Genomic DNA, 25,451 nt, shown 5'->3' on the forward strand with positions numbered 1-25,451 from the left:
GTGCCGGGGCGGGTCAGTCGGGGTCCGGTTCGTCCGTCGCGTGGCTGGCGGAGCCCTTCGGGATCCGTTGGCGTGGACTCAGCGCGACCCAGTCCTGGGCCCAGGCGGACAGCGGCTCCAGAACGCCCAACAGCCGACGTCCATGGCTGGTCAGGCGGTACTCGCCGGCCTCGTCGACCTCGACCAGGCCGGCTTCGCGCAGCTCGCGCATCCGCTGCGAGAGCTGGGACTCCGGCGCGCCGACCCGTCCGGTGAGAGACCGGAAGGAGGACGAACCGCCGCGAAGGCTCCAGAAGGCGGCCAGCGTGTACCGGCGTCCCAGCAGTTCCAGGATGGCGGCGAGCTCCTCCGGCACACCGGCCGCAGCCTGCCCGGAGCCGGAGCCGGAGCCGGAGCCGGAGCCGGAGCCAGGCCCGGACCCGGCACCTGACCCCGGCGTGGCACCGCCGGCATGCGTGGACGTCCGCCGGCCGCCGGGGCCGCGTCGCCCCCGGTCAGCGCGCACGGACACCGGTGTGGCCGCCGGCGGCCGGGTGGACCCGTGCCGAGCGCTCGCCAGCGGGACGGACCCGGACGGCCTGCAGCCAGACCGCCCGGAACCGGCGTTTCCTGGGGTGGTCCCCCAAATGGGGCAGGGCCCACACCGCGGTGTGGTGGGAGATGCTGGTCGTCGTCAGCGCGAGTGCACCCCCACACCGTTGGAGCTGTGCGCTCCCAGGGACGCGGCGAAGGTGGTGCCGTCGCTGTCCTGGGCGCTGCCCAGCACGGTGCGGACCCGCTGGGCGAGGGCCCCGGCCTGGGCCGAGACCACCCCGGCGACGCTCTGGACCTCCGGGCGTTCCCTGACCTCGCGCGCCTGGCGCATGATCGCGTCGTAGTGGTCACGCCCCGCACGGGCACCGAGGACGTACCCGATGCCGAGGGCAACGACCACACTGGGCCTGATGCGCATGGTTCCTCCCGGGGCAGGGGCCGGGCGTTCGCGGCTGACACCGCGCTTGCTCCGGCTTGTCACAGGCTTGTTTACTACCCCACCGACAGCCGTGCCGGAACCTCAGGTAGGCTGACGACGTCAGGCACGATCCGTCGCCGCCACCCGCCCGGTTCGGGCGGCTAGATCCAGGCGGCACGGCGGCCAGGCCGCGGAGCATCTGGTCGCTCGGCGGAACCTGGGCGGTTCGGGCCTGACGGAAATGACGGTCCCGCGTAGCTCAATTGGCAGAGCAGCCGGCTGTTAACCGGCAGGTTATAGGTTCGAGTCCTATCGCGGGAGCACGTTTTCCCTGGTCAGGCCAGGTTTCCTCAAGATCCTTCGGATCGCGAGACGAAGATCACCCTAGCTTTACCCCATGATTCTTTCCGCGGTGACCGTTCCCAGGATCGTCTACCTGGGCCACCGACCCGCCGAGTCGACCGTCATCCTGGCCTCAGGCCCCATCCCGATGTCGGCCGAGCGGCGGCCGGTCCGCCCCGGTATCGACGGGGTTCGGCTGGTCGGGGGAGACAGGTCGCGCCGTAGTCCCCAGTGGGCGGAGAGGGGACCCTCTCCTGGGCGTCTGGTGGGGAGCCTCTAGCTGTAATGATCGGGGACGTTGATCAATCGCGTGGACATGAGACGTCGGGGACCTTCCTTTTCACCGGTGATTCGTGATGAGGCGCCAGGAGCATAGGGGCAGGTGTGGCTCCGATCTCACGAGTGCGCCTGCGTCGGCAAGGTGAGGATTTCGGCTCCGTCGTCGGTGATGGCGATCGTGTGCTCACTGTGCGCTGTCTGGCAGCCTGTCGCGCTTCGGAGGGTCCAGCCATCGGCATCGGTGACGAGCTCGGCGGTGTCCGCCATGACCCACGGCTCCAATGCCAGCAGCAGCCCAGGGCGCAGTCTGTATCCACGGCCGGGCCGTCCGGTGTTCGAAACGTGCGGGTCCTGGTGCATCGTCGATCCGATGCCATGACCTCCGAACTCGGTGTTGATCGGGTACCCGGCCTCGCTGAGGACGGAGCCGATGGCATGGGAGATGTCACCGATGCGAGCTCCGGGGCCGGCAGCGGCTATCCCTGCGTACAGCGCGCGTTCGATCGCGTTGATCATCGCGACGCTCTCCGGGGGCTTTGAGTCGCCCACGATGAAGCTGATGGCGGAGTCCGCGGCGACTCCGTCTTTGGAGACGGCGAGGTCGAGCGTCAGCAGGTCGCCGTCGGCAAGCGTGTAGTCGTAGGGCAGGCCGTGGAGCACGGCGTCGTTGACGGCCGTGCAGATGTAGTGGCCGAACGGCCCGCGTCCGAAGGACGGCTCGTAGTCGACGTAGCAGGACTGCGCTCCAGCCTCGACGATCATGGTCTCGGCCCACCGATCGATGTCCAGGAGGCTCGTGCCGACCGTGCTGCGGCTCTTCAGCGTCTGCAAAATGTCAGCGACCAGGGCGCCTGTGTCCTTTGCTTGGGCCAGTTTGGTGGGGCTCAGGATCTCGATCATGCGGCGCCCTTCTCGCACTACCAATAACTATCCCGGCCATATTATACCGGTACTATAATTGGAGTCATGGTCAGGTTGCCGCTCACTCCGGCAGAGGTCGAGCGCGGGCAGCGCCTCGGCGCCCTCCTGCGTCGGGCCAGGGGGGAGCGCTCGATGCTCGATACCGCGCTGGATGCAGGTGTCTCACCAGAAACCCTTCGGAAGATCGAGTCTGGTCGCGTAGCCACCCCTGCCTTCCCGACCATCGCGGCGATCGCCGATGTCCTCGGCCTTTCCCTCGACGAAGTGTGGGCCGAGATCAACCAGCCTGACGGCGAGGTCGAACCCACAAGATCAGGTCGCAACGCACGCGAGCGGTTGGCCTCGTGAGTCTCGGGCCCGCAGCTCCGTTGCAGGTGCCGACGGCAGAGAGCCCGTGGGCGCGGTGCTCAACCAACGTCCCCGGTCAGTACACCTAGCAGGCGCTGACAAGGCGCACGCGGGCCAAGGTGTCCCACCGGTACGCGCGTTCCTCGCGGCGTAGTTCGACCAGCGTGACGGCGCCGACCGTGACACGGACGGGTGGAAGCTCCCGGAGATCTCTGACGGCCGAGATGATCGGATGGGCGTCGGTCCGACTGTTGCAGTAGGCGATGCCGACGTGGGGCCGAAACCCGTTCGGCTTGACCACCACCGCGGCGGGCCCGAGTACGGCCGTGATCGCCTCGATGAGCCCGTCCCGAACGGCGACCACCGGCGCCCAGGACAGGACGCTGAAGCGGACGGCACCGGACGACCCCGCCAGTGGCCCCACAGCCAACGAGAACGGCTCGACACCGGCCAGCCGTACACACGTCTGCTCCACGGCTCTGTCAACATCAGCCCGGCCGATCTGATCGGTGAAGGCGAGACGTTGGAGCGTCAGATGCAGCCCGTCAGGCGGTACCGGGTCGAGGACGGGCAGGCGCAGCCGCTGCTGGCACCGGTCGGCAAGGGCGTGCAGCTCGGTGGCGTTCTCGAAGGTCAGCATCCAGTGGTAGGAGCGGCGTCCGGGCGTCCAGCCGGGCCGGTCCCAGTGGTTGTCGAGCCGGTCGAGGCTGGTGAAGCGGTGCCAGTCGTCCATGACCGGGTTCGTGGTGGGTGACGTGGTCACCGGTGTGCGCCGGCGGGGAGGGCGAGCGCGCGGGAAGCCTCCGCGAGTTCGGTGACCGGGCCGATCTGCTGCCATGGCCTGGCACGGGCGACCAGCTCGTGGCTACGACGTCGGATGGACTCGATCGGGTTGCCGGCCGCGCTAGTCAGAGCCTCGATCCCAAGTGCGGCAGCCTGCTCCGGGTCGGGAGCGTCGGACAGGAGCAGCGCGGTCGCCAGGTCGAGGCGGACGAGACAACGGCTCCACATCGATGGGGATCGGTCGGCTACCTGCACGGCCATGTCCGCATACTCCCGCACCCTGGCCGTTTCGCCCAGGGAGACGTATGCGGTCGCTGCGTTCGCGGCGACACGGGCCGTGCTGTAGGGCCCGAAGGAGATACAGGGTGACATCCCGTCGGGCACCGGATACTGGTCGGCCAGGTCGAACGCTTCGGCCACGGATCGGTCCACGCCGGTGCGGTCACCGAGCCGACCGAGGGCGCGTGCCTCCCCGTTCACGGCAAGCCGGATTGCCTGGGCCGACCGACCGGCGACTCGGCGACCTGACGTCCGCGCGTCGGGGACCGGTGGTGTTCAGTGCAGGGTGAGTGGGGTCGCGGATGCGACGTGGGACAGTTTCTCCGGGTTGCGGACGTAGTAGAGGCCGGTGATGCGTGCGTCCTCGACACGGATCGCCATGACGCCGTCGATCTCGCCGTCCAGGCGGACGAGGAGTGCCGGGTTGCCGTTGACCATGGTCGGTTCGGCGGTGAGCGTGCCTTCGAGCTTGCCGATGCCGCCGGCGAACATACGGGCCACCTGCTCGGCGCCAGTGACCGGCCGCAGCGCGGCGTGTTTGATGCCGCCGCCGTCGCTCATCAGGACGACCTCGGGGGCGAGCACCTCAAGGAGGCCCTGCGGGTCCCCGGTTTCGATCGCGCGCTGGAACGACTCCAGGACTGCCTGGCCCTCGTTCGAGGAGACCACCCGGCGGGGGCGGCGGGAATCGACGTGCTGGCGGGCGCGGTGGGCGATCTGGCGGACGGCCGCAGGGCTCTTGTCGACGGCGGCCGCGATCTCGTCGTAGCCGATGTCGAAGACCTCGCGCAGCACGAAGACGGCGCGCTCGGTCGGTGACAGCGTCTCGAGGACGAGCATCAGCGCCATCGACACGCTCTCGGCGAGCTCGACGTCCTCGGCCACGTCCGGCGCGGTGAGCAGCGGCTCGGGCAGCCAGGGGCCGACGTATGCCTCCCGGCGGCGCTTCATGGTGCGCAGCCGGTTGAGCGCCTGGCGGGTGGTGATCCGGACCAGGTAGGCGCGCTGGTCGCGCATCTGCCCCTGGTCGGCCTTGACCCATCGAAGCCAGGTCTCCTGGAGGACGTCTTCGGCGTCGGCCGCCGATCCGAGTATCTCGTAGGCGACGGTGAAGAGCAGGTTGCGGTGTGCGAGGAACGCCTCGGTCGCCGGGTCGGTGGCGTCGTCGCTCATCTCTCGTCCCTTCTCCTCGTCCTTCGCGGTCGGCCCTGGCGGCCGACCGCGTTCGCGTGCGTCCACAGCAAGATCCTCGCGGCACGCACCGGTCAGGCTGCCCGGTCGGCGGCGGCCGGTGCCTCGGCGCGGTTGGCGCGCAGCAGCTGCTGGCGCTTGGCGACACCTCCCGGAATGCGGTGCAGCCTGAACGAACCGGGCTTGTGCGCCTCTTCGGCCAAGTGCTTGGGGATGACCTTGCAGACCAATTCCTTGACCCTGGCGCCCAGGCCGTCGTCGATGTGCAGCCACACCGCGACGTCGGACCTGTTGGCGAACTGGTAGATGCCCGCGCTTCGGCCCAGGCTGATGCACTGGGCGCCCAACGACTGGTGGATGTCGTCGGGCCGCTCACCCGCGAGCCTGCTGAGTACGGTGTCGGCGGCCCGCGCGCCCAGCGGCATCGCGTTCAGGCAGCTCATCCGCAGCGGCAGGCCGGACGGTGCCGCCGAGTCCCCGGCCGCGACGATGCGCTCGTCGTCCACGCTGGTCAGCGTCTCGTCGGTGCGCAGGCGGCCCACGGCGTCGGTGCTCAGACCGCTGCGTACGGCCAGTTCAGGAACGCCGAAGCCGACGGTCCAGACGGTGACCTCGCTCGGCAGTTCACGGCCGTCAGCGAGCCGTACGGTGTCGCGGGTCACCGCCGTCACCTTCGCGTCGGAGCCGTCGATAACCGTCACACCGAGCTTGGCGAGCCGCTTCGCAACCGAGCGCCGACCCCGGGTGTGCAGGCACGGGCCGAGCACGCCGCCGCAGACCAGGGTCACCCGGCGGCCCTGCTCCGCCAGCTCGGCGGCGGTCTCGATGCCGGTGGGACCGGCGCCGACCACCGTCACGGGGGCCGTCGCGGGCGCGGCGTCGAGGACCGGGCGCAGCCGCTGTGCCTCCTCCAGGGTGGAGATCGGGTAGGCGAACTCGGCCGCCCCTGGCACGCTCAGTTCGGCGCTGCCACTGCCCACGGCGTAGATCAGGTAGTCGTAGCCGAGCGTGCGGTCGGCCGCCAGTGTCACGCTGCGCTCGGCCGCGTCGATACGGGTCACGGTGTCGACCACCAGCCGGACGCCCTCGGCCAGGACGTCCTGGTAGGCGACGACCGCGTCGTCGGACCCGCCCACCAGCTGGTGCAGGCGGACCCGGTGGACGAAGTCCGGGCGCGGGTTGATCAGCGTCACGGTCACGTCGTCGCGCAGCGTCAGCCGGTTCGCGGCCATCACGCCCGCGTATCCGCCACCGATCACGACCACATGCGTGTTCCCAGTCATAGTGCCTCCTCCGTTTCCAGGTGGTCGGCCTCAAGACACCGCGTCATCGGTCGCTGTGACAGGACGTGAGTCAGATCACTTCACGGGGGCTCGGCTGGAGCTGTGACCGCATTGGTTCGCCGGGTTGGGTCAGGCTGCGGTTTTGAGAGGGCGTCCGCCCCAGCGGATGCCCTTCTCGCTTCGGATGCGGGCTCGTTCCTTGCGTTCGGCGGCCAGGACGTCGGGCGCATGAGCCCGAGGCGGCGGCTGCGCTGGTCGGGAGCGCCTTGAACGACGACGATCGGGAGTTCGTCGAGTACTGGTGTGTGCGGAGCCCGTCAACCTGTACGAGGCCGGATGCCCGACAACGCCTCAGCCCGCGGTCGGTTCCGGTGCCACGCTGATCAGGTCGACGACGAAGACGAGCGTGTCGTCGGCCGCGATGTCCGGGGGCTGGCCACCGGCGGGTCCGTAACCCAGATCGGGTGGGATGACGATCTCGCGGCGGCCGCTGGTGCGCATCCCCTCGATCCCGCGTGCGAACCCGTCGATCACCGTTCTGAGCGAGAACGTGTCGGATGCGCCGCGGCCCCAGCTCGAGTCGAACACCTTTCCGTCCCGCCACCGGACGCCGACGTAGTGGATGGTGACGGTGCCCGACGCCGATGCGGCCGGGCCGATGCCTGCCACCAGGTCCCTGGTGACCAGCGAGGTCGGTGGACTGCCCGATCCGGCACTGACCACCGGCTCGGTTGTCAGATCGGTCGCCCCGGCCACCGCGGGTAGATCGTCGCCGGCCGTGCCCTCCTCTGGGTCGGATGGTTCGCCGCCCTGCCCGTCCGAGGCCGGTTCCGCCTGCGACCCCGCGCCGGCCGAGGAGTTCGCCGCCAGCGGCATCTGGTCGCTGGTCGATGCCGCCGTCACGCCGAGGGGGAGCGCCACGACGACCACCGCGGCGAGCGTCGCCGCGAGCTGCGCCCCGGCCGAGCCGAGTGTTCTGATCGGCGGTGGACCCGCTGTTCCTTCGGCCCCAGGCCGCTCGGCGCCGGCCGGTCCGACCCGCCGGTGCCGGCGGCGTGCCGCGACGAACCCGGCCACGACGAGCAGCGCGAATCCCCCATAGCCGATGGTGCTGGCCACGGCGTACCCGGACGGCTGGTAGTCGACGAGCACGCGGACTGCGAGAAGCGGACCGGACAGGCCGGCGGCGAGCAGGAATGCACGGTCTGTCTTCCGGCGCGGGTCCGTCACGAGTGACAGGGCCAGCAGCGCGATCAGAACCGTGGCGTTGCCGACCTGGAAGTTCGGTGTCGTCCGGAACCATCCGAGGAGATCGACCGAGGTCACCGCCACCGCTGCGGCCGTGAGCAGGGCGGGTGGCGCTCCCCGGCGGAAAAGCAGGACGAGCAGAGCCAGCCCGGCGAGCACCGTGACCGCCGTGGCCTGTCCGAACCGGAACGACGCCTGGTGCGTCCAGTAGGGATCATCGGGAAAAAGCAGCAGCGCGACGAACCCGAGGGCGGCCAGCGCCGGGCCGACCCGACCCGCTGCGTCGGGCGCCCGCCGCAGCCGTGCGAACGCCGTGACCGCCAGCACGAGCGAGGCCGCGGCCACGGACACCCACCAGCCGGCTCGCAGCGGATGGCTGTATTCGATCGCCTGCTGGCGTACCTCCGCCAGCGCGCCGAGTGTCAGTGCAGCCAGGCCGAAGGCGGCTCCGGTCGTCGGCGCGCGCACCGCCGCCCACCGGTCGAGCGTGACGCGCAACGCGAGCACCACCGGCAGGGCGGCCAGCACGACCGCGAACGGTCCCCAGACCGCCCACGCGCCGAGCGTCCCGTAGTAGGCCATCGTGGAGGTCACGGGGGCCAGGAACGGGCCGATGCTCGCCAGGGCCGCCACGCCCAGCACGACGTGCGGCCAGATGCCCGGCGAGTCACCCGTGCCCGGCGAGTCACCCGTGCCCGGCGGTCGGTCGCGCGGGCCCGCGGCCGCAGGGGTGTCCACCGCGGGCCAGGGCCCGTCCCGTGATCCCGGCCGGTTCCGGTCCTCCTGCCCGAGCCGGTTCGTGTCGTCCGGTCGGTGTGTGGTCCCGTCCTCGTCGAGCGCCTCGTCACTGGTCGGCGGCGCCTCGGGCGGGCGGATGGTGCTCGGCCCGATCGCCTGCTGCGCTGAGGCAGCGGTCGTCGTGACACCGGTGGCCGCGCCTGCGTCTGGCCCGGCGTCGTTCGCCGGCGGTTCGGACGGCGGCGGTTCGGACGGCGGGGTGTCGGCCGGCCTGGCCGCGGTCGGTGTGGAGTCGGGTGTCGCGGTCGGCGCGAGGTCGGACATCGTGGTCGGCGAGCCGATGTCGCCGCCGGTGCTCCAGGCGAGGACCCGTACGTCGTCGTCGAGGTGGGGCACGAGCTCGGCCCGGTCGAGCCAGCCGGCGCCGAGGGTGTCCCGCGCCGCGCGGGCGAGCTGGAGTGCCAGCTCACCGGCGGTGGCCGGCCGGTCGTCCGGCGCCTTGGCAAGAGCACGCGCCATGACGTCCGCGATCGGGCCCGGTATCCCGACCGGGGGTGGCGGCACCTCGTTGAGATGGCAGTGCTGCAGCGCGGCAAAGGAACGCCGATGGTCGGCGAACGGGTGCGCCCCGGTGAGCACCTCGTAGAGCACGACGCCCAGGGCGTACACATCGGTCGCCGGCCGCAGCTCACGCAGGTCGAACTGCTCCGGCGCCATGTACAGCGGAGTGCCGACGATCCGGCTGGCCGCCACGGCGCTGCCGTCGATGGCCTTGGCAAGACCGAAGTCGGTCACTTTCAGGCGATCGTCGGCCGCGAACAGCATGTTCTCCGGCTTGATGTCGCGGTGGGGCACGTTGCGCCGGTGCGCCGCGCCGACGCCGCCGGCGACCGCCAGGCCGATCGCGCACGCGGTCTCGACGCTGCGCCGCCGTGATCCGTGCCGCCGGGCCGTGCGTTGCCGCAGACTCCCGCCGGGCAACAGCTCCATCACGATGAAACCGAGCCCACCGTGCTCGCGACAGTCGTAGATGCGGACCACATGGGGGTGATCGAGCCCGGCGAGCACCCGAGCCTCCGCCTCGAACTCGTCGGCGTCCAGCTCGCTTGCCAGGATCTTGATTGCGACGTCGCGGTGCAGACGCCGGTGACGGCCGGCCACGACAAGGCCGAAAGCGCCGCTGCCGAGCTCCAGCCCCAGCTCGTAGTCGGGCAACGCGGCTTCCACCCGGGCACGATCGATGATCAGAAAGCGTCCCCCACGCCGACCCGGTGATCTGACTGCCTGACCGACACTGTACCGACATATCCAGTCACGCACCGGACCACCGGACAGCACCCCGTGGCCCCCGCCTGCTCCATCGCGGCGAGGTGGTCGCCGTAAAGCGCCACCTGCGCCGGCGTGGCCGCCCCCAACGCCTCCCGCGCTGCGGCGTCGGCCTTGTCGACGATCAGATCAGTCGTCGCAGGGGTTCCGCGCGCCCCCTGCCGGCGCGCGGAACCTGACAGCTTCGTCGTGGCTGACGGTGCCGTGTGGCGTCAGCTGACCTCGAACCCGGCGGCGATGACGCCGCTGAACTGCGGGGGCGCCCCGATGGGCGTGGTCACGATGTAGCGTCCGGCAACGAGTGTGGTGAGGCCGTAGGCGGGATCGGAACCGGTCGGTTGGGCCACGGCGACGATGTCGGCGACAGCCTCGATGTTCGTCTTCCCGGACTGCACGTCGGCCGCGGTGGCCGTCTCACCGTCGCGGACCCTGCCGAGCAGCAGGATGAATCCGGCCTTCGCCGGGTCGCCGGTGTTGGTGAACTTCAGTGCGACCGGGCCGGCGGGAAGTGAGGCTGGGACACCGGCGAGGCCGCTGCCGTCGCTGTTGGTCACGTCGAGCGTGGTGTAGCCGCAGGTGTCATGAGCCCATGCGTTGACGGCGGTGAGCGCGGTGTTCATGGAGCCGTCGGGGTCGGCGGGCGGCTTTCCCTCCGCGGCGCCCCGCACGGTCTCGGCGAGGACGTCGACCTGGCTCGCCACGTCGCCGGGTACGCCCGCTCGCAGCGGCCCGAGGTGCGGTTCGACGGACGCCGCCCAGGTCTGGACCTCGGTGGCGCTCGGCGGCGGCGAGTCCGGGTCGATCCCCGGCATGCCGACCCAGTTGCTCGCCAACTGGGCGGCGCAGGCCGCCTGCGTGGCGTCGGTGGTCGTGGCGTCGGTGGTCGAGGCATCGGGAGTCGTCGTGGCTCCGCGTGTCTCTGTCGCGCCCGCCGTGCCGGAGGAGTCGGAGCAGCCGGCGAGCGCGACGACCGCGCCGAGGCCGAGGGCACCGGCGGTGATCATCCATCGGCGGCGGGCCTGGCCGGCGATGCTGTGGGTCTTCATCGTTGTCTCCCGATCGGATCCCGGGCCGGACCGGTCCTGCTGACCGGTCGCGGCGGCAGCCTGATCATTCGGGTGGAACCGTCCCGCCGGCACGGGTGCGCGTTCCCGGAACGGCCGGGAGAAATTCCCGAGGCGGACGGGATCAGCGGTCCCGCACACTGGGTCCCCACGGGGTGCGATCATGCGATCCTTCGCGCCCCACGGGTTTAGGTGAGGGAGCTGGCTTGGACGTGTTCGCGCAGGACCCGCCGCCGGCACGGCCAGGGCGTCGACGGGCCGCGCACATCCTGGCCCTGGCCGCGCTCGTGCTGGCCGTCGCTGGCGCGGTGCTGGCCGTCGCCAACCGGCACGGGTTCCTCACGCCGTCGGGGGGCTCCGCCAGCGCGGCGGGCTGGACCCAGGTCCTCCTCGCGGTTCCGTTCGTGGCGGCCGGTTGGCTGCTGGCCACGCGCCGGCCGGAGGTCCCGTTCGGCTGGCTCGCGCTGGCCGCCGCGATCGGCCACGGTGTGGCGGCCGCCGGCACGGGCTGGGCGGTGTTCACCGTGTTCGGCGACCGGGAGCTGCCGGGGGCTGCGCCGGCGCTTCTCGCCGCCTCCACGTGCGAGGCGCTGGGGCCCCTCGTGCTGGCGATCATCTGGGCGACGTTCCCGCAGGGGCGGTTCCCCCATGGCTGGGTCGGGCGGCTCGCGGCGGTCAGCGTCGGGCTGTGCGCCGTGGGCTGGCTGAGCGGACCGCTGTGGTCCTTCAGATCCGCCGAGTCTCCGCCGGCCTATGCCGGGCTCACCAATCCGATCGGGGTGGACGCCATCCCCGGCTGGCTGCCGGTCGCGCTGTTCTCCTCGGGCCTGCTGCTCGGGTCGGCCGTGATGGTGGTCCGCTGGATGCGGGCGGACGGCGAGCTGCGCCAGGTGCTGCGCTGGCTGGCCGTGATCAACGCGGTCGCGATCGTGCTCACCCCCGTCGTCGTCGCGCTTCCCGCCGGAGAGCTGATCGGCAGTGTCGGCACCGTGGTCGAACTCGTCGTCGTCGTCGCCGTGGTGCTCGCGAACCGTGTCTACGGCATCGAGGCGGTCCTCAACCGCACGCTCGTCTACACGCTGCTCACCGCGTTCGTGGCCGTCGTGTACGCGGCCGGCGTCGCGGTCCTCGTCGCGTTCGGCCAGCAGGTGGGCGGGACGTCCACGGTGCTCGCCGCGGTCGGCGCGGCGTTCAGCCTCGCCCCGGCACGCGACCGGGTGCAACGCATGGTGAACCGCTTTCTCTACGGCGAACGCGACGAGCCGTACACCGTGGTGACCGGGGTGGCGGCGCGCCTGGAAGCGGCCGGCAGCGTGCAGACCCTGCTGCCGGGCCTGCTCGAAGCCCTGGTCGGGGCACTGCGGCTGCCGTCGGCCGCAGTGGAGATGCGCGGCGACGACGGCTCCGTTCGTTCCATCACCCACGGCGAGGCCGCGCGGCCGGGCGCGTCGGTCCGCTTCCCGCTGGTGCATCAGGGGCAGGACATCGGCGCGCTCGTCGTCAGCCTGCGGGCCGGGCAGAACGCGCTGGCTCCGCGGGAGAACCGCCTGCTCACCGACATCGCCCGCCAGGTCGCGGTGGCCGCCAGCAACGTGCAACTCACCGAGGCGCTGATGCGCTCGCGCGAGCGCATCGTCAGCGCGGCGGAGGAGGAGCGCCGCCGGCTGCGCCACGACCTGCACGACGGTCTCGGACCGACCCTGACCGCCGCCGCGACCAAGGTGGACGCCGCCGGGAACCTCGTCGACCGGGACGTGGCGCGGACCAGGAACCTGCTCGACTCGGTCCGGCGGGACCTCACCTCGGCCCTCGCCGACCTGCGCCGCCTGGTCTACGCCCTGAGGCCGCCCGTCCTCGACGAACTCGGGCTGCTGCCCGCGCTGCGCGAGCAGCTTCGGCACGCCGCGGTCCCGGTCGTGGTGTCGGCGCCCGAATCCCTGCCGCCGCTGCCGGCGGCGGTGGAGATCGCCGCTTACCGGATCATCACGGAAGCCATCACGAACGTCACCCGGCACGCCCGGGCGTCGTCCTGCGAAGTGTCGATCACCTGCGTCGATCACCTGCGTGTCGAGATCCGCGACAACGGAACAGCCGGCGACGGCGCGACAGGCGACAGCGCGACGGGCGACACCGCGACAGGCGGCACCGCGAGCGGGAGCGGGAGCGGCGCAACATGGGCACCCGGGGTCGGCCTGACCTCGATGCGGGAACGGGCGACCGCGCTCGGTGGCAGCTGGATCGCCGGACCCACCGCTACCGGCGGCCGGGTCCTGGTAGAACTCCCCCTCTCCCTCGCCGGAAGCGCGATACCCCGGTCCGCCGCCGTGGTCGCTCCAGAAAGGCATCACGGATCTTCTTCATCCGCGCACACCGACGTCACCGGAATGCTCACGAGGAGCCAGCAGTGACCGAACCCCCCGCCACCATCCGGGTGCTCCTCGCCGACGACCACCGCCTCGTGCTGGACGGCCTGTCCGCACTGATCGACTCCGTCGACGGCCTCACCGTGGTCGGGGAGGCGACCTCCGGCGAGCAGGCCGTCGCCCTCGCCGGCACGGAACAGCCCGACGTCGTGCTCATGGACATCGAGATGCCCGGGATCGGCGGGGTCGAGGCAACCCGCCGGATCACCACCGCCCAGCCGACGATCGCGGTCGTGATGCTCACGATGTACGGCGAGGACGAGTTCGTCTTCGCCGCCCTACGCGCCGGCGCCCGCGGCTACCTGCTCAAAGGCGCCCAGCAGAAGGACGTCGTACGCACCATCGGGGCCGTTGCCCGCGGCGACGCCGTGTTCGGACCGGACGTCGCGCACCGCGTACTGCGCACCTTCACCAGCCCACCCGCGGAGAACGCCCCGTTCCCCGAACTCACCGAACGGGAACGTGAAGTACTCAGCCTGCTGGCGAACGGCTGGCCGAACAGCCGCATCGCGCGCCATCTCCAACTCACCCCGAAGACCGTCGCCAACAATGTCTCCAACATCCTCACCAAACTGCACGCCCCGGACCGCACGGCGGCAATCCTGCGAGCCCGCCGCGCCGGCCTGGGTGAACCGTGACCGACCCTCCCGACGGCCCGAACGGGCAGGTGAGGAGGGTGCGCACGGCCTGGCGCAACCAGCCCGCAACAGGACGCCGTTAATGTCCAGCCATGACCTTGAGCATCCGTAATCGGCTGGCTGGCACCGTCGCTGATATCACGGATGGTGCTGTCATGGGCACTGTCCGCATCGCCCTCGCGAACGGCGACACCCTGACATCGGCCGTCACCATGGACGCCATCAAGGACGTCGGCATCGGCATCGGCTCGGCGGTCGAGGTGCTGGTCAAGTCGACGGACGTCTCGCTCGCCACGGGAGAGACGTCGGGCCTGACCATCCGGAACCGGCTGGGCGGGACGCTGGTCGGCATCGACACCGGCGGCGCGATGGCGCTCGTCCGCATCGACCTCGGCACGGACATCGAGCTGACCGCGGCGATCACCCGCGCCGCCGTCGACGAGCTCAAGCTTGCCCCGGGCCTGCCCGTGACCGCACTGATCAAGTCAACCGAGGTGGCCTTCTCCGCACTCTGACGCCCGCGCGCGACAACCGTGCGTGGATGTCGATGCCGATGCCGACGTCCAGCCGCCGGTCACATCTTCCGGAAGTCCCAGCTTGTGATCTTCTCCGGGGTCACCCGCAGCCAGGCGTGCCGGCCGTCGTAGTGCATCTCGTCGCGGCCGGCGTACTTGCGGGCGTAGAGCAGCTCCGGTGTGGCCAGGCCGGGGTCGGGGGTGCCAACCCGGGGCGCCTCGCCGACGCTTTCGGCCCGGCCGCGGATCTCCACCCCGCGCAGCTCGGTGAACTCGTGACCGGTGTCCACGACGATCGCCACCCGCGGGTCACGTTCGAGATCGGTCCAGCGCTGGCTCTTGACGACCGAGTTGAGCCACAGCGCCTGCCCGTCCCAGACGAACCACAGGGGCGTCAGATGCGGCCCGTCCGCGCTGGTCGTCGCCACCCGGCAGGTTCGCTCCTCGGCGAGGAACGCATCGACCTCGGCCGGGCTCATGGCGATCTTGCGGCCTCGACGCTGATCTTTCATCGTTTTTCCTCCAGGTGCGGACTTCCCGCGGGGCCCGCTTCGGTGGCGGTGACAGCATCGGCCGTAGTGACAGCGGCGGCCGTAGTGACAGCGGCGGCCGCGGCGTCGCTGAGGGCCTCGCCCTTGGCGAAACCGTAGTAGACGGCGAACTGCAGCACGATCTCATCCATCTCCGCGCTGGTGAGGTCGCCGGAGCGCAACGCCACGTCGACGTGCGTCCGCAGCGGCATCGGGGAGTCGTCGATCCCCACACAGGCGACGGTGATGATCCGGCGTTCCCGGCGGGTGAGACCGGGCCGCCGCCAGACGTTGCCGAACACGAAACCCAGGATCCCGGCCTGGCGGTACGGCGTGTCCGCGGGTGGCGCCGGCATCAGATTCACGTCGGTGAACTCGGCCCTGCCCCCTTCCAACCGCGCGTTCCAGTCGCCGGTCTCGAACGAGGGGACGTCCAGCGGGGGCCATCCCGTCGGCTCCACCCCCCGCTCCCGTTGGACCCGCGCCCACTGCCGGCCGACGACCCCTTCGAGGTGGGACGCCTTCGGCCAGCCGCAGTAGACCGCGAAGTGCAGGACGAACTCGAGCATCTCCGCGATCTCGATGTCACCGCTGCTGAGGGCGGCATAGACGTGCGCGTCGATGGGACCGGGCGCGTCGGCCGCCGCGACGCAGGTCAGCGTCACCCACCGCCGGTCCCGCCGGCTCAGCCCGGGGCGCCGCCACACCTCACCGAAGACGAAGTCCCGCGCCGCCGCCTCGAACGGAGTCAGTGCCGGTGGCGCCTCGGTGGCCATGACCTCCCGGAACACGCTCTCGGCCACGCCGGTGCGTCCCGCATCCAGCTCGTCGTCTGCCCGCGCGGGGTCCCGCTCATCGCCCGCGTGCCCCGCGTGCCCCGTTCGCCCCGTTTGCCCCGCCTGCGCGGTGCCTTCCGTTGTCATGGACGGCTCCGCTCCTCCGGACTGCTTCTCCGGACTGCGTTCAATCGGTCGACCGCAATCTAAGGCAGGCGACTTTCCCGGGTCCAGAGTCGCTGCCGGGCCCGGGTCAGCCCGCGGACCCGCCGACCGCCTGCCCGAGCGCGACCCCGGCGAAGGCGGCCGCGAGACCCACGGTCAGGCTCACGACGACGTTGGCGACGGCGTGGCGATGGGTCCAGTCCCTGGCCAGCCGCAGCGTCTCGTAGCTGAACGTCGAGTAGGTGGTCAGCGCGCCACACAGCCCCGTACCGGCGACGGACAGTACCTCGGACGACGCCGGCAGGCCGACCAGGAACCCGAGCAACAGGGACCCGGCGGTGTTGACGGTCAGGGTGCCCCACGGGAAAACCGAGCTGTGACGGCTCTGGACCGCCCGGTCGGTGAGGTAGCGCAACGGCGCCCCGACCGCCGCTCCGAGCGCGACCAGCAGCACCGTCACCGTCCACCCCGCACTTCGCCAGCCCCGTGAGCGGCGCCGCGGAGGCGATCAGCTGAGCGGTCACGGGAGCCGTCACCGGAGCGGTCACGGGTGCGGTCACGGGTGCGGTCACGGGAGCGCAGCAGTCGCGCGGTGAGACCTGAACCGACGGCGACCGCGATGAGCGCGGCGGCGAGGGACGCGAAGAGGAACAGAAGGGCGGTGCCGGGCGCGTCCGCTTCGACGGCACGCTCGACGTCCACGACGTAGGCGGAGAACGTGGTGTAGCCGCCGAGCACGCCCACGCCGAGAAACGGCCGGACCAGCCGGCGCCCGGCCCAGACGCTCCCGACCAGCTCCATGAGCACGCCGATGAGCAGGCAGCCGGACGTGTTGATCGCGAACGTGGCCCGGTCGAAATCGGCCGCCTCGTGTGGGAAGGCCACAACCAGGCCATGCCGGGCGAGCGCGCCGAGCACACCACCGGCCGCGATGGCCGCGAGAACCGGCCAGGGACTCGGCCGCAGCTCCGCCCGCTCCTCGGGATCGGACAGATCGACATCGGGGTCGACGGGCCGAGCCACGGTTTCGGATGCCCCGCCGGGCCGGACGACGGGCCGCGGAGCATCGACGTCCGAGCGGCCGGGACGGGCAACGGGTTCGGACATGGCGGGCCTCCTACCAGCGGAAACAGCTACTGGCAGGGACCGTTGGCGACGCCGTCGCGGTTCTCCCCAGGCGCGAGGACGGCGGGCCCCACCGCCGGCAGAGCTGACTCGCCCTGCGCCTTCACGATACCGGCCACCGCCGACGGTGACGCCGGACAACCGCGCGGCGAGCAGGTGGGCGACGCCCAGCGTTTTCGCCCGTTCCCGGCTCGGAGATTCGCGCAGGCCGGATCGCATTGACCGGACCGGACTGACCGGACCACGTTGGGAGTAAATCCGCCGGAGACACCGAGGGCGGCGAAGCGGGGGAGGGGCCGATGCCCACGGTGACAGCCAACGGAATCGAGATCTACTACGAACGGCGCGGCGCCGGCCCGGCACTGCTCTACCTGAACGGCTCCGGAACCACACTGGCGACGACGGGACGGCTGCTCGCCCCGTTCGCCGAACACTTCGACCTGCTCGCCCACGACCAGCGCGGCCTGGGCAGGACCGCGGTACCACCCGGCCCCTACTCGATGGCCGACTACGCGGCGGACGCCGCCAGCCTGCTCGACCAGGTCGGCTGGGAGCGATGCCGGGTCGTCGGCATCAGCTTCGGCGGGATGGTCGCCCAGGAACTGGCCGTAACCTGGCCGGAGCGGATCGAGCGGCTGGCGCTGCTGTGCACGTCGGCCGGCGGCGCCGGCGGATCGTCCTACCCCCTCCATGAGCTCGACGGGCTCAGCCCCGCCGAACGGGCGGCGCTGGCACCGCGGCTGCTTGACTCGCGTTTCACCCCCGAATGGCTGGCTTCGCATCCCGCCGACCGGATGACGGCGGACGGCATGGCCGGGCGTGCCTCAACGCCGCGTACCGACGAGCAGCGACGCGGGGAGACCGCGCAGCTTGAGGCCCGCCGACACCACGACGTGTTCGACCGGCTCGGCGCGATCACCTGCCCGACCCTGGTCGCCTGTGGCCGCTACGACGGAATCGCGCCCGCCGCGAACAGCGAGGCGATCGCCAGCCGGATCCCCACCGCCACGCTGCGCACTTACGAGGGCGGCCACACCTTCTTCGCCCAGGACGTCCGAGCGTTCCCCGACGTCATCTCCTTTCTGGCCGGCCCGAACCCTTGACCATCCGGGCTGGTGGTGGCGCGCACCGCTTGAGGCGGCCCCGCCCGGCCACTGCACCCGTTCGGCGACGAGCCGGGCGCGGGTGCCCCCACGACGTCCTCGGGTGGCTGCCGGCGACGGCTCACCGATGGGAACAACGGGTCGGCCGCGGTGAGGACTGTCGGGTGTGATCTGCCTGAGATCGCCGGATGCGCTCGCGCTGCCGCAGCCCGATCACCCGGATATGCTTGCCCGTGGTGCGCCCCAGCCGAGGTCGGGTGGCGCGCAGCTCCGGGGCGGTAGCTCAGCCGGTTAGAGCAGCGGACTCATAATCCGTCGGTCGTGGGTTCGAGCCCCACCCGCCCCACTAAAATCCCTGGTAGACAGCAATTTTCGGCGTTGCCGGGTAAGTCCCGAAGATCGCAAACCCCACGGTAACCCCACGCTTTGCGAAGCTGTCGACGGTCATCTTTAATCTTCGATGCCGCTCGTCGTCTGCCGCTAGTGCCCCCGCCCCGGTCGGTCCGTGCGGGGTCTGCCATGGCGCGCGGCGGGTGCGCTGACCTTCGCGCGCCGGCCCTCACCGACCGAGCTGTGCGCCTGATATCGAACGTCACGGATCGCTGCGCCGCCGACGATCTCGTCCCGCACGGCACCGTCCGGCTCCCAACCCAGGCGAGCGTAGAACCGCCTTGCGTGAAGATTCGTCTCCAGCACCCACAAGGTTGCGGACGTGAAGCCCGCCGAGTCGAACGTGTCCATCGCCGCGGCCATCAGGTGCCGTCCCACGCCTTGGCCCCAAGCGGCGGGCAGGACGTAGAACGAGAGGATCTCTCCTACCTGGTCCGCTTCCTGGTCGTCGTTCTGGGTGGGACACAGGTCCGCGAAGCCAAGGATGTCACCGGCATCGGCGGCAACCAGAGTGCCTCGGGTCGGCCAGGTGGCCTGGCTCAGGGTCGTCGTCCACCGAGGCAGGCGCTGTGCGGGGTGTAGCCCGTCCAGAAGCGGTTGCGGCAGCAGCCCGCGGTACCCGGCCTGCCAGGCAAGGACATGCACCTTGGCGACCTGCTCTGCATCACCGATAACACCCCGGCGAACCCGCATCCGACGATCATCGCACCGCCGAGGTCGGGCGTGCTTATCCGATGGCGGAGTCGGTGTCGTCCGACGAGCGGTTTGCCACGATCCAAGCTTGGACGTCGTCCTCGTCCCAGAAGCGGCCGGCCGGGGTCTTCTGTGCAGGCTCTGGGAAGCCCGCCTTCCTCGTGATCTGGTCCGCGCGTCGGCGTGAGAGGTGCCCGTCCGGTGACGACGGGCGCAGTAGCTCCTGCACCTCGGAGATGGTGATCAGCCGGCCCACCGCTACCAACCTAGGGACTACCACCCTAGGACTACCGATGGTGGAAGAGCGCGTGTAGCGTGCCCAGTAGCCCGAAAGAGGTCGGGCCGCCCCCGGTGAGTCAGCACTGGGGACGGCCCTCGGCACCGACCCTTGTAGGAGGTCGACACCGTGTCCGACATGTTGTCAGCTCCCGCGCGCAGCGCCAGCGCTGGGAGCACCCCCAACACCACGCTCACGATTGAGGAGGAAGGAACAGGCCCTTACCACTACGTCACGGTGACCGTCCCGGACGGCATCCACCCCGCGACGCTCGCGGCCGCACTGCGCACGCTGCCCATCGCGTGCATCCTGGCGTCGATGATGGACGGCAAGCTGTCGTTCAAGGTCATCGGCCACGATGACGAGGACGCCGACTTGAGCGCCGTCGGAGCGGCCCTCGGCGCCTTCACCGGTGAGTAGGGCCATGGGCGCGACGACGGGCGCCCGGGTCGTCATTCTTGCGAGCGACGATCCGGGGCCGGTGCACCTGATGTTCGTCGAGTCCGACGGCCAGCCGTCACCGCTACGCCACCGGCCCTCGGCCATGCTCGCCGTGCGGTACGTGGAGGCGATGACCGGGATCATCGACCCGAACGTTGCCTCGCGGCGGACGTGGCTCGTCAGCCCGTGCGACTGCGGATCGACACGGGGAGGTTCCTGACCATGTCGGGGCGGCCGACGGTCGCCTGACGGCACCGTCGGTCAGCTCCGGCACCGGAAAATCCGAACTCCTCACCGAAAATCCGAACGACCCCGGCACCTGACCAGGTGCCGGGGGTCGTTTCTACTTCAGGGATTTCTGTTGCCCGGTGTTCGCGCCACGGGCTGACTGGTTCTCTCGCCGCAACTGGTTATCGTTGCCTCGCGGGCCGGAGGTTCCTGGCTGGCAGTGGATTCCCGGTGCTATTCGCTCCTCTGCTTCTCAAGCCAGCCGGCTACTTCCACCGCATCGAATCGGTCAGTACGTCGCCGTCCGGTACACCGAGCGCCTGGCCGAGGCGGAGGCCGTCGCCTCCGTGGGCTCGGTCGGCGATTCCTACGACAACGCCATGGCGGAGGCGTTCAACTCGCTGTTCAAGGCTGAGCTGATCCGCAACAGAGGACCGTGGGCGGGGCACGCCGATCTTGAGGTTGCCGTCGCCGAGTACATCGACTGGTACAACCACCGAAGGCTCCACGGGGAGATCAACATGGTCCCGCCCGCGGAGTACGAGGCCGCCTACGCGGCCGCCCAGCACAAGATCGAGGACGCCCGGCAGCCCGCCGGCGCGTGACAACCGAGCCTCCATCAAACCCGGTACTTGACAGTGGGAGGTGAATCCGGTTGCTGAGCGGTTGACCGCGCTGCCCGCTCTCACATGGAGCGCACACACTCCTGACGAACTCCTCGCAATCTTGTGCGCGATCGTGGCTGTGCCGCCTGCACGGCGGCACGCATTTCTGGCCGATCGCACACCAGACACGAAGGAGTGATGACGTGCCCGGACGACATCGACGTCTCGGACCGCGCGCCAAGGTGGGGATCGCGGGCATGCTGGGCCTGGCGACCCTCGGGGTCACAGTGCTCGCCGGAGCGGGCGGCGGGGGCGGTGGAACGCCGTCCGAAATCGCTCTCGCGGCAGCGGAAGGGGAACGCCCGAACTTCGTCTTCATCCCCGCCGACGATCTCGACGCGACCACGTCGCCCTACTGGGACGCCATGCCGAACACCGCCGCGCTGCTGCGCGACAACGGCCTGACGTTCACCGAGAGCTTCGCGCCCACTCCCATCTGCTGCCCCGCCCGCGGCACGCTGCTCACCGGCAAGTACGGGCACAACACCGGTGTTCTGACGAACAGCGGTGACCAGGGCGGCTGGGCGACCTTCGAGGCGAACGGCAACGAGGACAAGACGTTCGCCAAGTACCTCGAGGACGGCGGGTACCGCACGGCGCTCGTCGGCAAGTACATGAACGGCATCGAGGACGACCCCAACCATGTTCCGCCCGGTTGGACCGAGTGGTACGGCAGCGTCGACAACGCCTTCTACACGGGCTACAACTACGCGCTGAACGAGAACGGGACGATCGTTCAGTACGGAGGAAACGACGATCCCGCCAACTACTCCACCGACGTCGTCGCGAACAAGTCGGTGGACTTCCTCGAACGCGCGGCGGCCGAGGACGAGCCGTTCATGCTCTACGCGGCGTCGACGGCGCCGCACCTGCCGCTGCCGCCCGCGCCGCGGCACGCCGACAACCCGTTCGCGGACGACGCCGCGCCGCAGACGCCCAACTTCCAGGAGGAGGACCTCAGCGACAAGCCCGCCTGGCTGCGCACGAGCGCGAATGTGCGCTCTGCCCAGGTGAACCTGACCAACGACCGCGACTACCAGGACCGGATGGGTTCGCTCTACGCGTTCGACGAGATGGTCGCCGGCATCGTCGACACGCTGCGCGAGACGGGCGAGCTCGACAACACCTACCTGGTCTTCACCTCGGACAACGGCTACAACCTCGGCTCGCACCGACTGATCAACAAGATGGCTCCGTACGAGGAGTCGCTGCGGGTGCCGCTGGTCGTCGCCGGCCCGGGCGTCGTCAAGGGCACCGACGACCACATGGTCGCCCTGCACGACATCGCTCCGACGTTCCTGGAGCTGGCCGGGGTTCCCGTCCCGCAGGACATGGACGGCATGTCGATCGCCCCGCTGCTGCGCGGTGAGGAACCGCAGTCGTGGCGCACCGACCTGATCGGCCAGTACGCCGGTCCGGGTCCGCTGGGCGTCGACGGCATCGCCGCCGAGCAGGTGCCCGGCGCCGAGATCGAGGCGCCGGAGTTCACCGGTGACCCGATCGCCCACTACTTCGACGTTCCCCCGTGGAGTGGGCTGCGCACCGAGCGCTATACCTACGTCCGGTGGTACGACACCGACCGCACGGAGGTCCACGAGCGCGAGCTCTACGACCTGTCCACCGACCCGTACCAGCTGACGAACCTGCTGGCCACCCCCGCCGGTCACCAGCAGAACGCCGAACTCGTCGCAGAGCTCGACACCCGTCTCGACGAACTGGCGGTCTGCAGCGGCGCTTCCTGCCGCTCCTGACCAGGGCAGGCCGGACCCACCAGGGCCGGGCCGACCGGGCAGCCCTCGGGGCCGATACGGCCCGCGTCACCGGGACGGGCTGACGGCCCCGGCTGGAACATCAGGGCCACCCGCGCGGACCACACGGTCCGGGCGGGTGGCCCGTCCGTGCCCCCCGGAGCAGACACGGGACAACTGTCACATCGCACCCCCACTGTCCGCGCGTCAGCGTCCCAAGTGGGGTTTCGATCGCTGGGCCGCTCCCCCTTGGACCGACGCGGATCACCGGACCGGCACCGGGGCGCCGGTCCGGCTGTCAGCGGGACGACCGACGCCGCCAACGGGGCCCGCTGGCCTCTACGGTGATCGTCCTGCGCGTCAGATGTGCGGTTATGGCCGTGTTTATCCTCTCCGCCTGCCTGCTTGCGGAGTGCGCGGGATTCCGGAGCGCCAGCGGCTCGGTCTCGCTGCAGCCCTCGGGAGGATCACCCACGATGACGCAGGCCCAGGCCCGGACACAGACCGGAGCGCTGACCGCCGAGGCTGCCGACACCCAGGCCGCCGAGGCTCAGGCGTGCGGCGGGAAGGTCGAGACCGTCGAGGATGTCGAGGCGCTGGTCTCCGAACCGGCGGGCTGCGCCGGTGCGGTGAACACCTACTGGCACGACCAGCTCGGCGACGCCTGGACGCAGCCCCGGTCCGTCGCGTACAAGAACGGCGAGATGCCTGACATCGCCTGCGCCGAGGACGTCGACGATCCCCAGTGTTCGCGAACAACGCCCTGTACTGCCCCCTCGACGACAGCGTCGACTTCATGACCGAGCTGTCCGAGATCGGCGGGGCCTCCTACCCGGCGTTCGTACTCATGCACGAGCTCGGCCATCGGGCCGACCGGATCGGCGGGACCCTCGGCGCGGTCTCCCGCGCGGAGGAGAACCAGGCGGACTGTCTGGCCGACACGCAGACCCGGTTCGCGGGCGACGCGGGCCGGCTCACGCTCAACGACGCGATGAGCGGGGCGATGCTGTTCTTCAGCCTGGGCGACACCCCGCGGCGGCTGGTTCGACCAGGAGTCGGCGTCCGCGCCGGACGCGCACGGCACACCCGCCCAGCGGGCCCAGGCGTTCTCCTTCGGGTACCTGCGCGACATCAACACGTGCCACCAGATCGGCCGCTCGCCCAACGGCAGCGTGATGTTCTGTCAGACGCGGCCACCTCGGCAAGCCGGTCGCGGGCATCGGCAGGGATACGCACGTTCGCATCGGCCACAGGTGGACTCCTCCCACTCCCCTCGGAGGATACGGGTACGCACCCGTATCTACTCCCGTGGCCACCGCGTTCGTGCACCGCACTGCAAGAGGCGATGCCTGTTCCCTCGGTGGGACAACTCGGTCGCGATGCTGGTGTGGCGCCGTCCTGCACTCGCCGCAGCCGCCCTGCTGGTGGGAGGGACGGTGTCCGTGTGCTGCCGTGGCGATCAGCGGTGGAGGCCCCGGGGAAGCTGGGGGTGGTAGCCCGGCCAGCGAGCCAAGAGCCGCCGGGCCCGGGTGGAGGTGGCCGAGCGGGCTGCCGGGGTGGTGTGGCCGAGGGCGCCGCCGAGGGTCTTCCAGGTCAGGTCGGCGCGGCGGCCGGCGTCCAGCAGGACCAGCTCGCAGTAGTCCAGAGTCTCCCGGGCGTCGGCAAGTAGCGCCAGGGCCGCGTAGATGTCGTCGGCGAGCGGGGCCGTATCGACGGTCGTCGAGGCGACTGTGGCCACCATCGCGACCGCTTCCGCGGACGGGACCGGGCTGCTGCCGGTCCAGCCAGTCCAGTAGCGACGGGTCAACAACCAGCGATGCCGTTCACGCTCATCGAGATCAACCACAGGGAGTCGTTCTGCCTCCATGTCATCTACCAGGTAGACAAAAGGACTACGTCACTCTAAGGCCTCATATAATTACTTAACGCGATATGAGATACATATCTTGACGGGATTGTGGATCACTGCGTGGTGATACGGGTGCGATAGTCAGCGGCGGCGCGAAACAGGGCATCGAGCGTGCCAGGTGCGATGAGGTCCTCGGTGAGGGGCAGGTACCAGCACCGGTCGTGGTCGTCGTAGGCAGCGCCGCTGTCGTGAATCAGATCAAGCTGTGCCCGCCACCGGTGCGAGCTGGCGGGAGCAGGGACGATCCGCAGCCGTATTCCGGGGTCGAGACTGGCAGAGTCGCGTGTTCGACTGGCGCGTATTCGGCGTACTCCTCATATCTGGGTGTCACTCCGTGTGTCGGTTCCCTCCGGCGGCGTCGATGTCCTCCTTCAGGACGATCAGGCCGGCAGCGGAGGCCAGGACGCGCACGTAGTCCTCGCCGAACTTGCCCTGATGCTGGTTGGCATCAAGCATCCGCCATCCCTCGCCCGTGACCGGCCACCTCCGGCAGGTTACGGGACGTTCACTGACCTGTCAGCCGGTTTCGTGATGTCGCCCCGCTGAGCGCGGCGCTGTTCTGCCTGCCCGTGCGGCCCTTCCCTGCTGGGCGCGGGTGGATGCGTCCGCCCCGCACCCAGCGAGCAGTCAGTATTCCTTCGCTTGCCCGACCTCAACCAGTTCCATGGTCGTGTCTGCGGGCAGGATGCGGAGAAGTTCGTCGATCTCGTCGTGCGATCCGTGGGCCTGCGTCATCGCGTAGATCCGCGCACCCGGCAAGCGGCAGGACTTGAGTCGTAGTAGCGCAAAATCCTGCTCGCCCTCGACGATGACGTCGGCCGGTCGATCACCCACTGTGTGGGCGTTAGTAGCTGTTCGACCAACGGCCGAGCGTAGGAGAGGGCGGTGAGCACGGTCGAGTCGAACACGAACGTGAAGCCGCGAGCGGCGGCCGTAGCCGCGGCCTAGTGCGCTGGCCACGAATGTTCTCTGGTTCGGTTCAGGCGGCGTGTGATCGTGGTCGGCCCCAGCGTTGTTGGCGTTCGGAGCGGACGCGGGTGCGTTCGCGGCGTTGAGCGGCCAGGACGGTGG

Annotated in this window: 25 protein-coding genes, 2 tRNA genes and 2 pseudogenes; 12 read left to right on the forward strand and 17 right to left on the reverse strand. The window is 70.4% G+C overall.

All coding sequences use genetic code 11. The annotated features are described in order from the left end of the window. Window positions 1–13 precede the first annotated feature (13 nt). Window positions 14–511, reverse strand: a complete 498-nt coding sequence (locus tag FMEAI12_RS28440; RefSeq protein ID WP_235014697.1) for a helix-turn-helix domain-containing protein — start codon at window positions 509–511, stop codon at window positions 14–16. A gap of 162 nt (window positions 512–673) precedes the next feature. Continuing rightward, window positions 674–952, reverse strand: coding sequence for a hypothetical protein (locus tag FMEAI12_RS28445; protein ID WP_020458943.1), 279 nt, complete (start codon window positions 950–952; stop codon window positions 674–676). A gap of 248 nt (window positions 953–1,200) precedes the next feature. Here FMEAI12_RS28445 and FMEAI12_RS28450 point away from each other — a divergent pair. Then, window positions 1,201–1,273, forward strand: a tRNA-Asn gene (locus FMEAI12_RS28450). Window positions 1,274–1,690: 417 nt separating this feature from the next. Here FMEAI12_RS28450 and map read toward each other — a convergent pair. Next, window positions 1,691–2,473 (reverse strand): type I methionyl aminopeptidase, encoded by a 783-nt coding sequence (gene map, locus FMEAI12_RS28460; protein WP_112108491.1) that lies wholly within the window; start codon window positions 2,471–2,473, stop codon window positions 1,691–1,693. A 66-nt stretch (window positions 2,474–2,539) separates the two neighbouring features. On the opposite strand from map, the gene FMEAI12_RS28465 reads away from it, so the two are divergent. Next, window positions 2,540–2,842, forward strand: a complete 303-nt coding sequence (locus FMEAI12_RS28465) for a helix-turn-helix domain-containing protein (protein ID WP_071067269.1) — start codon at window positions 2,540–2,542, stop codon at window positions 2,840–2,842. 85 nt (window positions 2,843–2,927) lie between these two features. Here the strand turns inward: FMEAI12_RS28465 and FMEAI12_RS28470 are convergent, their stop codons facing one another. The 6 genes from FMEAI12_RS28470 to FMEAI12_RS28505 form a co-directional block, all read right to left on the reverse strand. Further along, a complete protein-coding gene (locus FMEAI12_RS28470; RefSeq protein ID WP_200835442.1) occupies window positions 2,928–3,605 on the reverse strand; it encodes a 2'-5' RNA ligase family protein in 678 nt (225 codons plus the stop codon). Next, window positions 3,602–4,045, reverse strand: a complete 444-nt coding sequence (locus tag FMEAI12_RS28475) for a hypothetical protein (protein WP_235014700.1) — start codon at window positions 4,043–4,045, stop codon at window positions 3,602–3,604. Before FMEAI12_RS28475 ends, FMEAI12_RS28470 begins: the two co-directional genes overlap by 4 nt. Before the next feature lie 135 nt (window positions 4,046–4,180). Beyond that, window positions 4,181–5,077 (reverse strand): RNA polymerase sigma-70 factor, encoded by an 897-nt coding sequence (locus FMEAI12_RS28480; RefSeq protein WP_112108492.1) that lies wholly within the window; start codon window positions 5,075–5,077, stop codon window positions 4,181–4,183. A gap of 92 nt (window positions 5,078–5,169) precedes the next feature. After that, a complete protein-coding gene (locus tag FMEAI12_RS28485) occupies window positions 5,170–6,378 on the reverse strand; it encodes an NAD(P)/FAD-dependent oxidoreductase (protein WP_112108493.1) in 1,209 nt (402 codons plus the stop codon). A 351-nt stretch (window positions 6,379–6,729) separates the two neighbouring features. After that, entirely contained in the window at window positions 6,730–9,579 is a 2,850-nt protein-coding gene (locus FMEAI12_RS28495) for a protein kinase (RefSeq protein WP_160144341.1), read from the reverse strand. 323 nt (window positions 9,580–9,902) lie between these two features. Continuing rightward, on the reverse strand, window positions 9,903–10,736 hold the full coding sequence (locus FMEAI12_RS28505) for a hypothetical protein (RefSeq protein ID WP_235014702.1): 834 nt from the start codon (window positions 10,734–10,736) through the stop codon (window positions 9,903–9,905). Window positions 10,737–10,966: 230 nt separating this feature from the next. On the opposite strand from FMEAI12_RS28505, the gene FMEAI12_RS28510 reads away from it, so the two are divergent. The 3 genes from FMEAI12_RS28510 (at window position 10,967) to FMEAI12_RS28520 (ending at window position 14,330) form a co-directional block, all read left to right on the forward strand. Then, window positions 10,967–13,162, forward strand: coding sequence for a sensor histidine kinase (locus FMEAI12_RS28510; RefSeq protein ID WP_112108509.1), 2,196 nt, complete (start codon window positions 10,967–10,969; stop codon window positions 13,160–13,162). Then, window positions 13,159–13,815, forward strand: coding sequence for a response regulator transcription factor (locus FMEAI12_RS28515; protein ID WP_112108496.1), 657 nt, complete (start codon window positions 13,159–13,161; stop codon window positions 13,813–13,815). Before FMEAI12_RS28510 ends, FMEAI12_RS28515 begins: the two co-directional genes overlap by 4 nt. Before the next feature lie 92 nt (window positions 13,816–13,907). After that, complete coding sequence (locus tag FMEAI12_RS28520; protein WP_112108497.1) at window positions 13,908–14,330, forward strand: molybdopterin-binding protein; 423 nt, start codon at window positions 13,908–13,910, stop codon at window positions 14,328–14,330. Window positions 14,331–14,389: 59 nt separating this feature from the next. Here the strand turns inward: FMEAI12_RS28520 and FMEAI12_RS28525 are convergent, their stop codons facing one another. The 4 genes from FMEAI12_RS28525 to FMEAI12_RS28540 form a co-directional block, all read right to left on the reverse strand. Further along, window positions 14,390–14,842 carry a pyridoxamine 5'-phosphate oxidase family protein gene (locus FMEAI12_RS28525; RefSeq protein WP_020459053.1) on the reverse strand — a complete coding sequence of 151 codons (453 nt, stop codon included), beginning with the start codon at window positions 14,840–14,842 and terminating at the stop codon, window positions 14,390–14,392. Next, complete coding sequence (locus FMEAI12_RS28530; RefSeq protein ID WP_235014708.1) at window positions 14,839–15,636, reverse strand: carboxymuconolactone decarboxylase family protein; 798 nt, start codon at window positions 15,634–15,636, stop codon at window positions 14,839–14,841. The genes FMEAI12_RS28525 and FMEAI12_RS28530 overlap by 4 nt, the downstream gene beginning before the upstream one ends. A gap of 253 nt (window positions 15,637–15,889) precedes the next feature. Continuing rightward, entirely contained in the window at window positions 15,890–16,261 is a 372-nt protein-coding gene (crcB, locus tag FMEAI12_RS28535) for a fluoride efflux transporter CrcB (protein WP_071059970.1), read from the reverse strand. Next, the gene (locus tag FMEAI12_RS28540) at window positions 16,258–16,908 is read right to left on the reverse strand and encodes a CrcB family protein (protein WP_112108499.1); all 651 of its coding nucleotides are present in this window, start codon (window positions 16,906–16,908) and stop codon (window positions 16,258–16,260) included. The genes crcB and FMEAI12_RS28540 overlap by 4 nt, the downstream gene beginning before the upstream one ends. A 317-nt stretch (window positions 16,909–17,225) precedes the next feature. On the opposite strand from FMEAI12_RS28540, the gene FMEAI12_RS28545 reads away from it, so the two are divergent. Together FMEAI12_RS28545 and FMEAI12_RS28550 are read left to right on the forward strand one after the other, a co-directional pair. After that, window positions 17,226–18,029 (forward strand): alpha/beta fold hydrolase, encoded by an 804-nt coding sequence (locus tag FMEAI12_RS28545; protein ID WP_112108500.1) that lies wholly within the window; start codon window positions 17,226–17,228, stop codon window positions 18,027–18,029. Window positions 18,030–18,301: 272 nt separating this feature from the next. Next, window positions 18,302–18,375 (forward strand) — tRNA-Ile (locus FMEAI12_RS28550). 134 nt (window positions 18,376–18,509) lie between these two features. Here FMEAI12_RS28550 and FMEAI12_RS28555 read toward each other — a convergent pair. Continuing rightward, entirely contained in the window at window positions 18,510–19,112 is a 603-nt protein-coding gene (locus FMEAI12_RS28555) for a GNAT family N-acetyltransferase (RefSeq protein ID WP_112108501.1), read from the reverse strand. A 415-nt stretch (window positions 19,113–19,527) separates the two neighbouring features. Between FMEAI12_RS28555 and FMEAI12_RS28565 the strand changes: the two genes are divergently transcribed. The 5 genes and pseudogenes from FMEAI12_RS28565 to FMEAI12_RS40260 all read left to right on the forward strand — a co-directional run bounded on the left by FMEAI12_RS28565 (window position 19,528) and on the right by FMEAI12_RS40260 (window position 23,271). Continuing rightward, on the forward strand, window positions 19,528–19,809 hold the full coding sequence (locus tag FMEAI12_RS28565; protein WP_235014710.1) for a hypothetical protein: 282 nt from the start codon (window positions 19,528–19,530) through the stop codon (window positions 19,807–19,809). 4 nt (window positions 19,810–19,813) lie between these two features. Further along, window positions 19,814–20,050, forward strand: a complete 237-nt coding sequence (locus FMEAI12_RS28570) for a hypothetical protein (protein WP_112108504.1) — start codon at window positions 19,814–19,816, stop codon at window positions 20,048–20,050. A 298-nt stretch (window positions 20,051–20,348) separates the two neighbouring features. After that, window positions 20,349–20,663, forward strand: a pseudogene (locus FMEAI12_RS28575) (integrase core domain-containing protein); the annotation flags it as partial. 203 nt (window positions 20,664–20,866) lie between these two features. Next, the gene (locus tag FMEAI12_RS28580; RefSeq protein ID WP_235014704.1) at window positions 20,867–22,474 is read left to right on the forward strand and encodes a sulfatase-like hydrolase/transferase; all 1,608 of its coding nucleotides are present in this window, start codon (window positions 20,867–20,869) and stop codon (window positions 22,472–22,474) included. A gap of 473 nt (window positions 22,475–22,947) precedes the next feature. Further along, entirely contained in the window at window positions 22,948–23,271 is a 324-nt protein-coding gene (locus FMEAI12_RS40260) for a hypothetical protein (RefSeq protein ID WP_306769307.1), read from the forward strand. 659 nt (window positions 23,272–23,930) lie between these two features. Here FMEAI12_RS40260 and FMEAI12_RS28590 read toward each other — a convergent pair. From FMEAI12_RS28590 to FMEAI12_RS38755, 3 genes and pseudogenes are all read right to left on the reverse strand, one after another. After that, window positions 23,931–24,317: a hypothetical protein gene (locus FMEAI12_RS28590; protein ID WP_131626871.1), complete on the reverse strand. Its 387-nt coding sequence runs from the start codon at window positions 24,315–24,317 to the stop codon at window positions 23,931–23,933. Between the two features lie 411 nt (window positions 24,318–24,728). Further along, a pseudogene (locus FMEAI12_RS39355) lies at window positions 24,729–24,836 on the reverse strand (DUF4365 domain-containing protein); the annotation flags it as partial. Between the two features lie 171 nt (window positions 24,837–25,007). Continuing rightward, a partial coding sequence (locus FMEAI12_RS38755) for a hypothetical protein (protein WP_235014706.1) occupies window positions 25,008–25,451 on the reverse strand: 444 nt, incomplete at its 5' end.

It is taken from the genome of Parafrankia sp. Ea1.12, from assembly GCF_900465275.1.
GTDB classification, from domain to species: Bacteria; Actinomycetota; Actinomycetes; order Frankiales; family Frankiaceae; genus Parafrankia; species Parafrankia soli.

Bases quoted from the DNA above. Each gene is read 5' to 3' on its own strand.
- FMEAI12_RS28555 (WP_112108501.1), bottom strand. From the start codon at position 19,112: ATGCGGGTTCGCCGGGGTGTTATCGGTGATGCAGAGCAGGTCGCCAAG.
- FMEAI12_RS28530 (WP_235014708.1), bottom strand. From the start codon at position 15,636: ATGGCCACCGAGGCGCCACCGGCACTGACTCCGTTCGAGGCGGCGGCG.
- FMEAI12_RS28485 (WP_112108493.1), bottom strand. From the start codon at position 6,378: ATGACTGGGAACACGCATGTGGTCGTGATCGGTGGCGGATACGCGGGC.
- map (WP_112108491.1), bottom strand. From the start codon at position 2,473: ATGATCGAGATCCTGAGCCCCACCAAACTGGCCCAAGCAAAGGACACA.
- FMEAI12_RS28505 (WP_235014702.1), bottom strand. From the start codon at position 10,736: ATGAAGACCCACAGCATCGCCGGCCAGGCCCGCCGCCGATGGATGATC.
- FMEAI12_RS28445 (WP_020458943.1), bottom strand. From the start codon at position 952: ATGCGCATCAGGCCCAGTGTGGTCGTTGCCCTCGGCATCGGGTACGTC.
- FMEAI12_RS40260 (WP_306769307.1), top strand. From the start codon at position 22,948: ATGACGCAGGCCCAGGCCCGGACACAGACCGGAGCGCTGACCGCCGAG.
- FMEAI12_RS28465 (WP_071067269.1), top strand. From the start codon at position 2,540: ATGGTCAGGTTGCCGCTCACTCCGGCAGAGGTCGAGCGCGGGCAGCGC.
- FMEAI12_RS28545 (WP_112108500.1), top strand. From the start codon at position 17,226: ATGCCCACGGTGACAGCCAACGGAATCGAGATCTACTACGAACGGCGC.
- FMEAI12_RS28540 (WP_112108499.1), bottom strand. From the start codon at position 16,908: ATGTCCGAACCCGTTGCCCGTCCCGGCCGCTCGGACGTCGATGCTCCG.
- FMEAI12_RS28480 (WP_112108492.1), bottom strand. From the start codon at position 5,077: ATGAGCGACGACGCCACCGACCCGGCGACCGAGGCGTTCCTCGCACAC.
- FMEAI12_RS28525 (WP_020459053.1), bottom strand. From the start codon at position 14,842: ATGAAAGATCAGCGTCGAGGCCGCAAGATCGCCATGAGCCCGGCCGAG.
- FMEAI12_RS28520 (WP_112108497.1), top strand. From the start codon at position 13,908: ATGACCTTGAGCATCCGTAATCGGCTGGCTGGCACCGTCGCTGATATC.
- FMEAI12_RS28570 (WP_112108504.1), top strand. From the start codon at position 19,814: ATGGGCGCGACGACGGGCGCCCGGGTCGTCATTCTTGCGAGCGACGAT.
- FMEAI12_RS28565 (WP_235014710.1), top strand. From the start codon at position 19,528: ATGTTGTCAGCTCCCGCGCGCAGCGCCAGCGCTGGGAGCACCCCCAAC.